A 13,213-nucleotide genomic window follows, 5' to 3' on the forward strand; every position below is an offset into this window, starting at 1 on the left:
CCTGTCACCCGCACGGCCGGGTCACGCGATGCGCCGGGTCGCGCGCGGCAGGCGTAGCACCAGCTTCGCGCCCGGTCTGCACTTGTCGCGTGCCATCGCGACCAGCGCGCCATCATGCGCTTCGGCAATGGTGCGTGCTATCGCCAAGCCCAGTCCCGAATGGTGGCCGAAATCCTCCGCATCAGGCCGGATCGAATGAAATCGCTGGAACACCTTCTCGCGCGAATCTTCGGGAATACCCGGTCCCTCGTCCTCGATCACCAGCGCGACAAATTCGTCATCCATAGTAATGTTGATGTCGATCTGGCCCTCTACGGGCGAGAAGGACACCGCATTGTCGAGCAGGTTCTCGATCACCCGTTCGATCCGTGCAGGGACGATGCGGACCACGGCGCGGCCCAGCGGCTTGTTGAGGGCGATGCGGCGGCCACCGTTCTCGCCCCGGTTTTCGCGTCGCTCGATGATCGCTTCGGTCAGCGCGCCGAGATCGACTTCTTCCAGCGTGGCACGCGATATCTCCGCGTCGACCCGGCTGGCATCGGAAATCTCCGTCACCAGCCGGTCGATCCGCCGGACATCGTGCGACGCGATGTCGAGCAATTGTTCGCGCAGGGCCGGATCCTCTACGCGCCCGAGCGATTCCACTGCGCTGCGCAGCGATGCGAGCGGATTCTTGATCTCGTGCGCGACATCGGCGGCGAAATGCTCGACCGCATCGATCCGGTCGCGCAGCGCGTCGGTCATGTCGGACACGGCGCGCGCCAGCAGGCCGATCTCGTCCCGGCGATGCGGCAGGCGGGGCACTTCGACTTGCCGGTCGCGACCCAGCCGCACGCGCTGCGCCGCGTTGGACAGGCTGCGCAGGGGTTGGACGATCGTGCGCGCCAGATAAAGCGACAGCAGGATCGAGGCGACCAGCGCCATCGTCACCGCAAGCCCGAGCGAAGAACGGGCGCTGCGCACCGCTTCGGTGATATCCACCGCGTTGCGCGTCGTGAGCAGAGTCGCGCCGTTGGTTCCGACCGGCGCAGCGGCGGTAATCACCGGCGATCCGTCCGGCCAGTCGCGCAGCTGGATCTGGCTCAGTCCGGTTTCGCGCGCGCGGGCGAGTTCGGGCCAGGCATCGGCGATGTTGGCTTCGGGCTCGATGTAGTCTTCCACCGGCTCGGCGGAAACGACGGTATCGACGATCCGGTCGAGGGTCTGCGCCCAATCCTCGCCCCATCCGTCCATCGAAGTGTCGGCGAATGTGAACGACGGTTCGGCCAGCGCGAAGCTATCGGCCCACAGATTGCCTTCGGCATCGAACATGCGCACGCGCATCCGCTGCTCCTTACCGATCTGCACCAGCAGCGCCTCCTGCCGCTGCCGTGTCGCCCCGGCGAGTGCTTCGGCGGTGATCTGCGCTTCGATGCGGGCCAGCTTGTAGCGTTCGCTGAGCAACTGCTTGCGATAGCCGTCGAGATAGAACAGCCCCCCGCCAAGCAGCGCTAGCGGCAGCAGGTTGACTGCGAGGATGCGCGAGGTGAGCGATAGCCGGTTGGCCCAACTGAGCCGCTCGAGCCCGGCACCGAAACGGCCCGATCTGGCGCTCTCAGCCATCGGTGAAGCTGTAACCCGCCCCATAAAGGGTCTCGATCGCTCCGAAGGTCGGATCGACCGAGCGGAACTTGCGCCGCATCCGCTTGATGTGGCTGTCCACCGTCCGGTCGTCGACGAAGATATCGTCAGGGTAGGCGGCGTCCATCAGCTGGTTGCGCGACTTGATCACCCCGGGGCGCACCGCGAGCGCTTCGAGGATGAGGAATTCGGTAACGGTCAGTGAAACCGGCATGCCGCCCCAGCTGACGAAGTGGCGGGCCGGATCCATCAGCAGCCTGCCGCGCGTGGCGATCGCGTTCTCGTTGCCATCTTCGCCCGAACCGTCGTCGATCTGGACCATCGCCAGCGCATCGCTGCGGCGCAGGATCGCCCGAATGCGCGCGGTCAGCAGGCGGATACTGAAGGGCTTGGCGATGTAATCGTCCGCCCCGAGTTCCAGCCCCGCTTCCTCGTCCTGCTCGTCGTCCTTGCTGGTGAGGAAGATTACAGGGAGGGCCGAATTCTGACGCAGGCGCCGCAGCAGTTCCATCCCGTCCATCTTGGGCATCTTGATGTCGAACACCGCGAGATCGGGCGGATTCTCGAGCAATGCCTTCAATGCCGCTTCGCCATCGGAATAGAGCCGCGTGGCATATCCCTCCGCCTGCAAAGCGATCGACACAGTGGTGAGGATATTGCGGTCATCATCGACCAGCGCGATAACTTGCTGGCCGTCCGTCGATTCCGCCAGTTTGTCGGACATGCTTGCTCCGCATTTCAGGGTCGTGTTCCTGGGCAGCCGACGCTAGCCGCCCTTGCTCCAATAGACAACGCGGCAACGCGTTTTGCGCCCGGCCCGGCTTCGCCGCGCATATTCCCGCGAGTGCGGATTTGACGCGACGGCGGCGCGAGATTATGCGCAGCCGCAATTCCCCGTGCATAGGTATGCATGCGACTCGGCCTGCGCCCCCCATGCAGGCCAGACACCGCCAGGAGATACTCGTGACGATCGCGCTTTCCCATCCGCTCGAAGCCCAGGGCATTGCCACCCGGGCCACCATCCACCCCAACCTCGGCACTGCTGCGCTGGTCGAGCACGCGCTCAAGAAAGGTGAGGGCGAACTGACCAAAGATGGTGCGCTGCTGGTCGATACCGGCAAGTTCACCGGGCGCAGCGTCAAGGACAAGTACATCGTCCGCGACACGATGACCGAGAACACGATCAACTGGGGGGCGATCAACCAGCCGATGGACCCCGCGCACTGGGCCAATCTCAAGGCCGATTTCCTTGCCGCAGTGCAGGATCAGGACGAACTCTATGTCGCCGATCTGTTCGGGGGTTCGCAGCCGGAATACCGGGTCAACGTGCGGGTCATCAACCAGATGGCGTGGCACAACCTGTTCATCCGCACGCTGCTGGTCCGCCCGAGTGCGCAAGAGCTGGCCGGATTCATCCCCGAATACACGATCATCAACCTGCCCGGCTTCAAGGCCGATCCTGAGCGTCATGGCTGCCGCAGCGACACTGTGATCGCGGTCAACTTCACCGACAAGCTCATCCTGATCGGCAACACCGAATATTCGGGCGAGATGAAGAAGGGCGTGTTCGGCCTCTTGAACTACCTGCTTCCCGCGCAGGGCGTGATGCCGATGCATTGCAGCGCCAATATCGGCGCGGACGGCAAGAGCGCAATTTTCTTCGGCCTCTCGGGCACCGGCAAGACGACTCTTTCCGCCGATGCCAGCCGTACGTTGATCGGCGATGACGAGCATGGCTGGTCGGACCAGGCGGTGTTCAACTTCGAAGGCGGCTGCTATGCGAAGATGATCAACCTCTCGGCCGAAGGCGAGCCGGAAATCTACGCCACGACCAGGATGTTCGGCACGATTCTCGAGAACGTGACGATGGATCCCGAAACCCGCGCACTCGATTTTACCGACGGCAGCAAGACCGAGAACACCCGCGGGGCCTATCCGATCGAATACATCCCGAACACCTCGGACAAGAACCTCGGCCCGGCACCGGCCAACGTCATCATGCTCACCGCCGATGCCTTCGGCGTTCTGCCCCCGATCGCGCGGCTGACGCCCGATCAGGCGATGTACTATTTCCTCAGCGGCTACACCGCCAAGGTTGCCGGGACCGAAATCGGCGTGACCGAGCCCGAGGCGACCTTCAGCACCTGTTTCGGTGCCGCCTTCATGCCGCGTCACCCTTCGGTCTACGGTAACCTGCTGAAGGAACGCATCGCCAAGGGCGGCGTCCAGTGCTGGCTGTTCAACACCGGCTGGACCGGCGGCAAGTACGGCGTGGGCCAGCGCATGCCGATCAAGGCCACCCGCGCGCTGCTCAACGCCGTGCTCGACGGCAAGCTGGACGGGGTGGAATTCCGCAAGGACGCGAATTTCGGCTTCGATGTGCCGGTTTCGGTCCCCGCGCTGGCCGAAGCGGGCATCGACCAGACGCTGCTCGATCCGCGCGCGACCTGGGCCGACAAGGACGAGTACGACCGCACGGCGCACAATCTGGTGCAGCTGTTCGTGGCCAATTTCGCCCAGTTCGAAAGCCATGTCGACGAAGGCGTCCGGCGGGCGGCCCCGCAAGCGGCCTGACGCGCAATTCACGGTTGGAGAGGGGCCCCCGGCCGGGAAACCGGACCGGGGGCTTTATCGTTTCCGGACCGCGCCGGGATGCTGTATCCAGCCGGAGAGAATCGCACCAATCGGAGGCAGGGCATGAGCTTTTTCGACGGAATCCTGAAGAACATCGGCGGCGCGCCGGACGATGTGAAGAACCTTGCCGCCAAGATCGGCATTCCGCCCGAAATGGCGGAAAAGGCGATCGCCGCGCTCGGCCAGGGTCACCAGGCGGAAGGCGACACTGTGGAATTCGCCGCGGCCAAGACCGGGCTGGGTACGGGCACGCTCAAGCAGATCGTCGAGCAGATCGGCGGCGAAGGCTCGCTCACCGAATTCGCCAACGCGATCAAGAACGACCCGGCCAGCATCGGCAAGTTGTTCGACAAGGACGGCGACGGCAATCCACTGAACGATCTTGCCGGAATGGCCAAGGGACTGTTCGGGAAGAAATAGCCCCGCGGACAAAATCAGGGAGAAGGTCGCAATGAGTCTCGCACAGGTATTGCAGCAGAGCGGGGTCATCACGTCGATGGCACGCGAATTGGGGATCGATGAACAGACCGCGCGGGTCGGGGCCGGTGCCCTGCTTCCGGCGATTGTTGCCGGTCTCGGCCGTCAGACAACGGCCGCACCGGCCAGCGGCGGCGGCGGTCTGGCCGATATTCTCGGTTCGCTGGCTCAGAGCGGACTTGGCGGCACGGCCCCGCAATCTGGCGGCGGGGGTCTTGGCGGCGGATTGGGCGGTGGTTTGGGCGGCGCGCTGGGCGGCATCCTGCTCGATGCGGTGCTGAAACAGGAACCGACCCCAACCCAGCCCGGCAATGACATTCTCGGTCAGATCTTCGGCAGCAAGGATGTCAGTCGGGGCGTTGCCGAGGAAGTCGCGGGATCGACCGGGATCAGCTCGGACATCCTCAAGAAAATGCTTCCGATCCTCGCCATGGCGGTGGTCGGCTATATGATGAACAGGCAGCAAGGTGGTGCCCAGGCGGGCGATAGTGGTGGCGGCGGATTGGGCGGTGCGCTCGGCGGCATCCTGACGCAGGTCGTGGCCGGGATGGTTCGCTAGCGGTCCGGGCACAGGAACGGGCGGGCTGCGTTGGCAAACCCGCGCTGCCGCTCTATCGGCGGAGGGGCAGGCGTGACGCGGTGATATTCTCCCTGCCGTAGCACGGTCCCCAGCGGCCGGAGCGCCATGCGGGGTTGCCGGGAAACCGGGCGGGAGGCCCCGCCGCCTGCACTGGCGCGCCCCGATCGGGTGCCATAGACCCGCCCAGGCCCCACCTCATGGGGAGGTGAGGTGAGGCTGCGAACGACTGCGACATTCGACCCTGCGACAAAGCCCTTCCCGTGGGGGAAAAGGGTCGGGATGGGGGTTCGGCCCCGGCGGTGCGCGGACCTGCCGCCTACAGCAGCTTGCCCTGCTTGCCCGTCTCTTCCCGCTTGGCGCGCTTTTGCGACGACGTGTCCACCCACGGGATATCGGGCCGCTTGTTCTGGAACAGTTCGGCGAGGGTAATGATTTGCAGGCGCGGGTGCTTACGCCCGGTGTATTCGTTTTCCCACACGCCGACCGCCGCCGCGTCGCGCTCCATCGCGCGGGTCGGCAATTGCGCGGTGATCAGCACGCCGATCTTCGCGCCTTCGCGCTCCATCACCTGCGCGAGGCGGCCGACATCCTTCACCCCGGTGGCTCCGCCCTTGACCTCGACGATCGCCTTCTCGGTCTTTTTGCCGTCGGGCTTGAACCAGATGATCCCGTCGATCCCGCCGTCCGGCCCCTTGCGCCCGCCCTTCCACGGGTCGGCATCGACCACGGAGAGCGCCCACAGTTCGAACTGGTGCTTGTCGCGCTTGGCCAGGTCTTCCGCCGCCTTGAGCGATTGCGGGCGGCCCTTCACCTCGAAGGCGAGACCGGGGAAGGCATCCTTCATCCGCTTCTCGATCAGGCCGATGGCGAGATGGGTGACATCGATCCCGACCCACTGCCGCCCCAGCTTCTGCGCCGCATGGACGGCGGTGCCGCAACCGCAGAACGGATCGAGCACCACGTCGCCCTCGTTCGAGGAGGCCGCGATGATGCGTTCGAGGAGTGGAACTGGTTTTTCAGTAGGATAGCCGAGTCGTTCATGTGCTTGGAGCGGTCGAATGTCGGCCCAAAGGTCTTGAAGTGAAACGCCCGGCATCTCATCAAGGAAACGCTTGTACTCCGGCATTCCATCGAAGGTATGTCGGAGCCTCCCCTCAAGGGCAAACTTCCGCATATTGTCCTGAGAGTAAGCCCAATATCGACCGCTATAGGGCCTAGTGGCCTTATATTCCCAACCCTCTCGCGGATGAAGATGCTCCTCGTCCAAATCTGCGACCCAACGCTCCTTTTGATCGGAACGCTTCTTCACCCGCCAATCATAACTTGTATCCCCGCCGCCTTTGGCAGCGGTTAGATCGCCCCGCCGAAAGCGACGCCCAGTTTCTTCATCGACCAATTTGTAATCACGGCCAGTGTATTCTTCCTCATATGGCGTAAATTGATGGCTCCACGTCCAGCTCGAACCCTTTGAGTAGAAAAAGATGACGTCATGAATGTGCCCATAATTTGCCAAGCCCTGTTTGGCATCGTTATGCGCACTTGATCTCTTCCATACGATTTCGCTGCGAAATGCTCTCGCCCCAAACACCCCGTCCAGCAGCAGCTTGAGGTAATGGCTCGCGGTCGGGTCGCAGTGCAGATAGAGCGAGCCGGTCGGCTTGAGCACCCGGTGCAGTTCGATCAGCCGCACCGCCATCATGGCGAGATAGGCCATCATGTCGTTGTCACCCAGGAACTCGCGCATCGCCCTAAGGAGCGTGAAGGCGTCGGTGTTCCCGCTGCGCATCACCTCGTCGAAGGCATCCTCCGCGCTGTCGTTCCAGTGCCAGGTGTCCTCGAACGCCTCGATCTGGCTTTCGCTGTTGTCGCCGTCGGGCGATCTGAACAGGATGTTGTAATTGGCATTCGAATTGAACGGCGGGTCGAGATAGATCAGGTCCACGCTCTCGCTCGCGATGTGTTCGCGCAGCACATGCAGGTTGTCGCCGAAATAGAGCGTGTTGGGCATGGCGCGAATACTGGCGCGCAGGGCGCAAAAGGCAAGCCGGGGTGTGTCCGTGGCGGGGGATGAGTCGCGGGTGCTGTTTCTTGCCGACCCAGCTTCTACCCGTCACCCCGGCCTGCGAGCCGGGGTCCCGCTGTCCTTCAAGCACGGCGCCAAAGGCAGCGGGACCCCGGATCAAGTCCGGGGTGACGGGTGAGTTGTCGTAAGTGCCTTAGCCCTGCGCCCCTGCGATATACCGCCCGACATTCTTCGCCAGCACGTCCATCGGTACGTTGCCGCCGAGGATCACCGCGTCGTTGAACGCTTTGAGGTCATAGGCCGAGCCAAGCTTGGCCTGTGCCTCCGCGCGCAGGCCGGTGATACGGCTGTGGCCCAGCTTGTAGCCGGTCGCCTGGCCCGGCCAGCTGCAATAGCGGTCGACCTCGCTGGCGACTTCCTCCGCCTTCGACCCGTTGCGCTGGACGAAGAAATCGACCGCCTTTTGCCGGCTCCAGCCCTTGGCGTGGAGGCCGGTGTCGACCACCATGCGGCAGGCGCGGAAGGCGAGGGACTGGAGATAGCCGAGCCGCCCGACCTTGAACTCGTCGTAGGCGCCAAGCTCGTCCGCCAGTTGCTCGGCATAGAGCGCCCAGCCTTCGGAGAAGGGGTTGAAGGCGAGGATCGAGCGGATCAGCGGCAGGCGGTTGGAATATTCGCCTTCCCACACATGGCCGGGGATCGTCTCGTGGTAGGCGAGATCGGCGAGATCGTATTTGCGGTGCAGGTCGGTGGTGCGCAGATTGATCCACATCCGCCCCGGAATGCTGCCGTCCTTGCTGCCCGCGCCGCCATAGGCGCCGGGCGCGCCGGGTTCCTCGGCCAGGGGCAGGCGGCGGATTTCCATCTTCGGATTGACCAGCGTGTTGAACGCGCGCGGCATCTGCGCCTTGATCCATGCCACCCGCTCTTCGAGGAAGGCCATGATCTCGGCCCGGCCGGGATCGCCCTCGGCGAATTTGTAGCGCTCGTCCTGCGCCAGCCCCTGCATCCGCTCGCCGACGCTGCCGGTGGTGTAGCCGATCTCGCCCAGGATCGGGTCCATCCGCGCGTGGAGCGATTCGAGCTCCTCCAGCCCCTGGCGATGGATGTCGTCCGGGGTGAGGCTGGTGGTGGTGCTGGAACGCAGCGCCCAGGCGTAGAACTCCTCGCCGCGCGGGCGGGCGTAGATGCCGGGGTCGGAAGCGGCGACCTTCTGCTCGGCGTAAAGCTCGGCCAATTGCGCCTCCAGGGCGGGGGCGATCCTGGTCTTCACGATGTCGAGCGCCCGGTTCACATTGATCCGCGCGACGCCGGGATAGTTCAGCGATTCACGCAGCACGGGTTCGGCCAGCGCGCCGCCTTCCATCGCGTCCTTGATTGTCGCCTGCATCGCGCCGATCGCCTTGGCGAGCAGGAAATCGGGCGGCACCACGCCCATCGCGCGGGCTGCCTGCATCCGTTCGAGTTCGCCCGCCAGCACGCCGGGGATTGCCTCCAGCCGGGCAACATAGGCCTCGGCATCGTCGTCGGTCTTGAGCGGATGGGTCGAGTCCATGAAGCGCGGCAGGTCGAGATAGCTGCCAACGTTCTGGATCACGACATAGGGCGCGGTGCGCCAGCTGCCGACCGGCACATCGCCATAGGGCAGGGCAAATCCCTGCAGCGCGATATCGTAGCAGCTCTCGACCACTTCGAGATGGGTCAGTGTATCGGTATCCAGCCCGTCGCGCGACCAGCCGCGCACCGTGGCGAGATCCTGCCGCAACGTGGCAGCAAGCGCATTCTGTCCGGCAATGCTCTGGTCTTCCAGCTTCGACCGGAGACCGGCATAGGCCCCGGTGTCGACCCCGAGCGAGGTCGCCCGCTCCGGCTCATGCGCGAGCAGGTTGTAGCCAACCTTGTCGAGCATGGCATTGGCCGCGTCGATCCTGAGCGGGTCGGCGCTACCGGTGGCGATGGTCCCGGCGGGAACACATCCGGCAAGCGTGAGTGCGGTCGTCGCGCCGAGCCCGGCGAGGGCGTTGCGGCGGGTGATGCTGAAGGTCTGAGTTGTCATGCCCTTGTGTGACGCGGGCGGGGGCGCGTGTCAAAGCTGCAAAGCGGTGGCGTCGGTGCCATTATCAACATGGCCCACCCGTGGCAAACCGCTCCTGCCCTTCTCTGTCATTCCCGCAAAGACGGGAATCCATCGGACGAAACCCGCCATGGATCCCCGCCTTCGCGGGGATGACAAGCAGAGGAGGAAATCGGAGCACACAGGTGCCTTGTCTTTGCAATGACCTGCTCGGCAAAAGGAAAGGGCGGACCTTGCGGCCCGCCCTTTGCGATGTTGATTTCGACAGGTGGATCAGTCGAGGAATTCGGCCGGAACCTTGCCGCCGTTCTTGGCGATTTCCTGCATCGTCTTCTTGTGCAGCCAGATGTTCTCGTCTGCGGAGCCGGAATAATTCGTATCCCCCAGCTCGCCGGCCAGTTCCTTGCGGTTGGCGAAGCTCGGGTCGAGGCCGAGCAGCTTCATCAGGTCGACGATCGAAGTGCGCCAGTTGAGCTTGTCCGCGCCCTCCATTGCGTCGAGGCGCGCGGCAACGTCGAGTTCGGAAATGGCAGCCGGCTTTGCCGGAGCGGCGGGGGCGGTGGCGGTTGGCGCTGGTGCTGCGGGTTTGACCTCGGCCGCCTCTGCCTTCGAGCCGAAAATCGCGTTCTTGATGCTGCTGAAAATACCCATGTGCCCGCTCCTTGTTGTTGCTGGATCGACAATGGAGCTAGTCCTCATTTGTTTCGAATGAAAGGCTCTTTTCCGCACCGGGATTAGCGAATAGTCCTGCGAAAATGGATACCGTGCTTTCGCTTGTCGTGCTCGCCGCCATCGTGCTGGTCGGTGCCGCGATCTTCGCCTTCCGTCGCGGCGCGCGCCAGCAGGCGGTGCTGATGCTGGTGCTGGCCGCCGTCGGGGTCGTCAACGTGCTGATCTGGACCGTGCCCGATGCAGCGGGGACTTCGCCGGCCGAGAAGCTCGAGACGGCGAAGTCCGAAGGTGCGGCCCGATAGGCTAGCCTATTCGGGCAGTTCCCAACGCACCGAATTGGCGTAGCTGCCGGGCATCTTGAGGCCCTTGCCGTCGCGCGCGGCGGTGAATTTCGCGCGCTGGCGAACCAGGCGGCAGGTCGCATCGTCGAGCTCGCCGAAGCCGCTCGACCGGGTCACGCGGCAATCGCTGACCCGCCCGCTGGCATCGACCTGAAGCGAAAAGCTCACCACGCCCTGCATTTCGCGGCGGACCCAGGCCGGCTTGTAATCCGCATTGGTCACCCAGCGACCGGGGGCGTTCGACGGCTTGGCGAGGATCGGGTCGAAGGTCGGTTCGGGCGTCGGCGTGGGCTTGGGGCCGGATTCGACCAGACCGCCAGACGCGGTGTTCTCATAAACGAAGGTGTCTTCGGTGGGCTGCTGGTCGGTTGTGGTGACATCCGTAGCGGTGTCGAACTTGAACGGATTGTCGGGAACGAAGATATCCTGCTTTTGCGGCTTGTAGGGCGTCTCTAGATCGGGGATTTCGGTCGGTTCCGGCGGGTCGAGCGGAACTTCGATATTTCCGCCGGTCAGCGGCGGCTCTTTGGTCACGAGCGGAATGACGGTCGACAATCCGGTCACCACCACCGTGCCGAGCACCGCATGGATCGCGACAACGCCGATGATCCCGGCCTTCCGGCTGCCCTGCATATTCTGGTCCACATAGGCCATGGCTTGCTCTCCTCGTTCCGGCACCGCTCTGCGGCAATGCTCCGACTCGGAGAATGTTACAACATAACATTCATAGCAAGCGATTTCGCGTTTCGAACGGCTACCGATCGGCAGCGGTGCGCCGCTGAAGTGGCGGGGGCCTCAATAGGGAATGACTGGAATGTCGAGCGGGTGGCCCGAGATCCCCGCTTTCGCGGGGATGACGCAAAGCTAAGCGCCGCCTGCGGCGGCTGAGCTTTGCGTCACTTGATCGGGCAGGCCGGGTCGAGGCGGAAATCGAGGTAGTTGTCGACCGAACCCATCAGATCCTCGATCTCGTTCTCGAAGAAGTGGTTGGCGCGGGGAATTTCCTCGTGGTGGATGGTGATGTGCTTCTGCGTGCGCAGCTTGTCGACCAGCTTCTGCACCGCGACCGGTTGCACCACCGTGTCCGCCGCGCCCTGCACGAAGATGCCGCTCGCGGGGCAGGGTGCGAGGAAGCTGAAATCGTACATGTTGGCCGGCGCCGCGACCGAGATGAAACCGCGGATTTCCGGGCGGCGCATCAGCAGCTGCATGCCGATCAACGCGCCGAAGCTGACCCCGGCGACCCAGGTCACCTGCGCTTCGGGATGGATCGACTGGACCCAGTCGAGCGCCGACGCGGCATCGGACAGCTCGCCGACCCCGTTGTCGAAGCTGCCCTGGCTGCGGCCCACGCCGCGGAAATTAAACCGCAGTGTGGCGAATCCGCGATCGACGAAGGTCTTGTAAAGGCGCTGGGTGATCCGCTCGTTCATCGTGCCGCCGCCCTGCGGGTGCGGGTGGAGGATCATCGCGACCGGCGCGCGCGGGCGCGGCGGCGGGGAGAAACGACCTTCGAGGCGGCCTTCGGGGCCGGGGAAAATCACTGTGGGCATCGGGGCGGGCCTATCAGAACAGGGTTGCCGCGCGGGTGGCGCGCGCGAAGTAGCGGGCTATATAGTGTCTGTTCGACAAATCGCAATCGCGCTAACCATCCACGGGACGCCGCCATCTCACGCCGCATCTACCTCGACCACGCCGCCACCAGCCCGCTGCGCCCCGAAGCGCGCGCGGCGATGGAGGAAGGCTTCCGCATCTGGGCCAATCCCAGCAGCCCACACGCCGAGGGCCGCAAGGCCAAGGCCGCGCTGGAGGATGCGCGCGAACGCGTGAAACGCGCGCTGGGGTGGGAGGGCGAGGTGATCTTCACCTCGGGCGCGAGCGAGGCAGCGGCGTTGGCGTTGCGGAACGCGGTAGGCGGAAAGCGAATTGTGACAGAGGTCGAGCACGATTGTGTGCTGCAAGCTGCAACGGGAGCGGATCATGTCCCCGTGTTGCCGGATGGACAGGTCGACCTTCACGAACTCGCTTCCGCGTTGAAGTGCGATCGACCGGTCGTCGCTATTCAGGATGTAAATTCAGAAACTGGCAATCGCCAAGTGATTTCCTTCATTCAGGATATGGTGGCGGAAGCGGGCGGAATGCTCATCGTCGACTGCGCGCAGTCGGCAGGCAAGATGAACATCGACTCTCCTGAGATGGCCATCATTTCTGCACACAAATTCGGGGGGCCGATCGGGGTGGGAGCGTTGCTGGTGAAGGACTTTGCCCTGCTCAAGCCGGAGGGCGGCCATGAGCGCGGGTACCGGCGCGGCACCGAGAATCTGCCAGCGATACTTGGCATGGCGGCTGCAATCGAACTGTCGGAGTCATTTGCAGATGAGGATACACTCAGGGCGTTTCATTCAATGGACCAAGTTGTTCGCGAAGCCGGCGGTGACTGGCTTTCCGACCGGTTATCCTCCGACACCGCATTCATTTCTGCAATCTCCATGCCTAGCATTGGGGCAAGCGCGCAGGTCATGCGCTTCGACATGGAAGGCATATCGGTCAGCCAGGGTAGCGCCTGTTCGAGCGGGACGATGAAGGTTAGCAGGGTCCTGAGGGCCATGCAGGTTGAACCGGAAATCGCTGCGAATACGATCAGGGTCAGCGTCGGTTGGTCCACCACTCCCGACGATATTGAACGTTTTTGCGAGACTTGGCTGGCGATGGCCAAATCCTCCGTTTGACCCGTCACCCCGGGCTTGACCCGGGGTCCCGCTGCCTTGGGTCCAGCGCCGGAAGAAAAGCGG

The 13,213-nt window shown here is 64.0% G+C and carries 12 protein-coding genes; 5 read left to right on the forward strand and 7 right to left on the reverse strand.

Translation table 11 applies throughout. The features are described from left to right. Nucleotides 1-21: 21 nt before the first annotated feature. Together NSO95_RS13600 and NSO95_RS13605 are read right to left on the reverse strand one after the other, a co-directional pair. Nucleotides 22-1,602 carry a sensor histidine kinase gene (locus tag NSO95_RS13600; RefSeq protein ID WP_257596848.1) on the reverse strand — a complete coding sequence of 527 codons (1,581 nt, stop codon included), beginning with the start codon at nt 1,600-1,602 and terminating at the stop codon, nt 22-24. Then, nucleotides 1,595-2,344, reverse strand: a complete 750-nt coding sequence (locus NSO95_RS13605) for a response regulator transcription factor (RefSeq protein ID WP_257596849.1) — start codon at nt 2,342-2,344, stop codon at nt 1,595-1,597. Before NSO95_RS13605 ends, NSO95_RS13600 begins: the two co-directional genes overlap by 8 nt. 239 nt (nt 2,345-2,583) lie before the next feature. On the opposite strand from NSO95_RS13605, the gene NSO95_RS13610 reads away from it, so the two are divergent. From NSO95_RS13610 to NSO95_RS13620, 3 genes are all read left to right on the forward strand, one after another. Continuing rightward, nucleotides 2,584-4,194 (forward strand): phosphoenolpyruvate carboxykinase, encoded by a 1,611-nt coding sequence (locus tag NSO95_RS13610; RefSeq protein ID WP_257596851.1) that lies wholly within the window; start codon nt 2,584-2,586, stop codon nt 4,192-4,194. Nucleotides 4,195-4,317: 123 nt separating this feature from the next. Next, entirely contained in the window at nt 4,318-4,674 is a 357-nt protein-coding gene (locus tag NSO95_RS13615) for a hypothetical protein (protein WP_257596852.1), read from the forward strand. A 31-nt stretch (nt 4,675-4,705) separates the two neighbouring features. Next, nucleotides 4,706-5,290, forward strand: coding sequence for a DUF937 domain-containing protein (locus NSO95_RS13620; RefSeq protein WP_257596853.1), 585 nt, complete (start codon nt 4,706-4,708; stop codon nt 5,288-5,290). A 337-nt stretch (nt 5,291-5,627) separates the two neighbouring features. Here the strand turns inward: NSO95_RS13620 and NSO95_RS13625 are convergent, their stop codons facing one another. The 3 genes from NSO95_RS13625 to NSO95_RS13635 all read right to left on the reverse strand — a co-directional run bounded on the left by NSO95_RS13625 (nt 5,628) and on the right by NSO95_RS13635 (nt 10,059). Beyond that, nucleotides 5,628-7,319 carry a site-specific DNA-methyltransferase gene (locus NSO95_RS13625; RefSeq protein WP_257596854.1) on the reverse strand — a complete coding sequence of 564 codons (1,692 nt, stop codon included), beginning with the start codon at nt 7,317-7,319 and terminating at the stop codon, nt 5,628-5,630. 208 nt (nt 7,320-7,527) lie between these two features. After that, a complete protein-coding gene (locus tag NSO95_RS13630; RefSeq protein ID WP_257596856.1) occupies nt 7,528-9,390 on the reverse strand; it encodes a DUF885 domain-containing protein in 1,863 nt (620 codons plus the stop codon). Between the two features lie 291 nt (nt 9,391-9,681). Further along, complete coding sequence (locus tag NSO95_RS13635) at nt 9,682-10,059, reverse strand: DUF3597 domain-containing protein (RefSeq protein ID WP_257596857.1); 378 nt, start codon at nt 10,057-10,059, stop codon at nt 9,682-9,684. A 104-nt stretch (nt 10,060-10,163) separates the two neighbouring features. On the opposite strand from NSO95_RS13635, the gene NSO95_RS13640 reads away from it, so the two are divergent. Further along, nucleotides 10,164-10,382, forward strand: coding sequence for a hypothetical protein (locus NSO95_RS13640; RefSeq protein WP_257596858.1), 219 nt, complete (start codon nt 10,164-10,166; stop codon nt 10,380-10,382). A 6-nt stretch (nt 10,383-10,388) separates the two neighbouring features. Here NSO95_RS13640 and NSO95_RS13645 read toward each other — a convergent pair whose 3' ends face one another. Then, the gene (locus tag NSO95_RS13645; protein ID WP_257596859.1) at nt 10,389-11,075 is read right to left on the reverse strand and encodes an energy transducer TonB; all 687 of its coding nucleotides are present in this window, start codon (nt 11,073-11,075) and stop codon (nt 10,389-10,391) included. A 242-nt stretch (nt 11,076-11,317) separates the two neighbouring features. Further along, nucleotides 11,318-11,974: an alpha/beta hydrolase gene (locus NSO95_RS13650; RefSeq protein ID WP_257596860.1), complete on the reverse strand. Its 657-nt coding sequence runs from the start codon at nt 11,972-11,974 to the stop codon at nt 11,318-11,320. Between the two features lie 126 nt (nt 11,975-12,100). On the opposite strand from NSO95_RS13650, the gene NSO95_RS13655 reads away from it, so the two are divergent. Then, nucleotides 12,101-13,150 carry a cysteine desulfurase family protein gene (locus tag NSO95_RS13655; RefSeq protein WP_257597053.1) on the forward strand — a complete coding sequence of 350 codons (1,050 nt, stop codon included), beginning with the start codon at nt 12,101-12,103 and terminating at the stop codon, nt 13,148-13,150. The last annotated feature ends 63 nt before the right edge of the window (nt 13,151-13,213 follow it).

Source organism: Parerythrobacter lacustris (genome assembly GCF_024626475.1).
Classification (GTDB): Bacteria; Pseudomonadota; Alphaproteobacteria; order Sphingomonadales; family Sphingomonadaceae; genus Parerythrobacter_A; species Parerythrobacter_A lacustris.

What these genes read in the sequence shown, in the direction of transcription:
- NSO95_RS13640 (WP_257596858.1), top strand. Translation starts at nt 10,164, where the DNA reads ATGGATACCGTGCTTTCGCTTGTCGTGCTCGCCGCCATCGTGCTGGTC.
- NSO95_RS13615 (WP_257596852.1), top strand. Translation starts at nt 4,318, where the DNA reads ATGAGCTTTTTCGACGGAATCCTGAAGAACATCGGCGGCGCGCCGGAC.
- NSO95_RS13600 (WP_257596848.1), bottom strand. Translation starts at nt 1,602, where the DNA reads ATGGCTGAGAGCGCCAGATCGGGCCGTTTCGGTGCCGGGCTCGAGCGG.
- NSO95_RS13630 (WP_257596856.1), bottom strand. Translation starts at nt 9,390, where the DNA reads ATGACAACTCAGACCTTCAGCATCACCCGCCGCAACGCCCTCGCCGGG.
- NSO95_RS13650 (WP_257596860.1), bottom strand. Translation starts at nt 11,974, where the DNA reads ATGCCCACAGTGATTTTCCCCGGCCCCGAAGGCCGCCTCGAAGGTCGT.
- NSO95_RS13625 (WP_257596854.1), bottom strand. Translation starts at nt 7,319, where the DNA reads ATGCCCAACACGCTCTATTTCGGCGACAACCTGCATGTGCTGCGCGAA.
- NSO95_RS13605 (WP_257596849.1), bottom strand. Translation starts at nt 2,344, where the DNA reads ATGTCCGACAAACTGGCGGAATCGACGGACGGCCAGCAAGTTATCGCG.
- NSO95_RS13635 (WP_257596857.1), bottom strand. Translation starts at nt 10,059, where the DNA reads ATGGGTATTTTCAGCAGCATCAAGAACGCGATTTTCGGCTCGAAGGCA.
- NSO95_RS13620 (WP_257596853.1), top strand. Translation starts at nt 4,706, where the DNA reads ATGAGTCTCGCACAGGTATTGCAGCAGAGCGGGGTCATCACGTCGATG.
- NSO95_RS13645 (WP_257596859.1), bottom strand. Translation starts at nt 11,075, where the DNA reads ATGGCCTATGTGGACCAGAATATGCAGGGCAGCCGGAAGGCCGGGATC.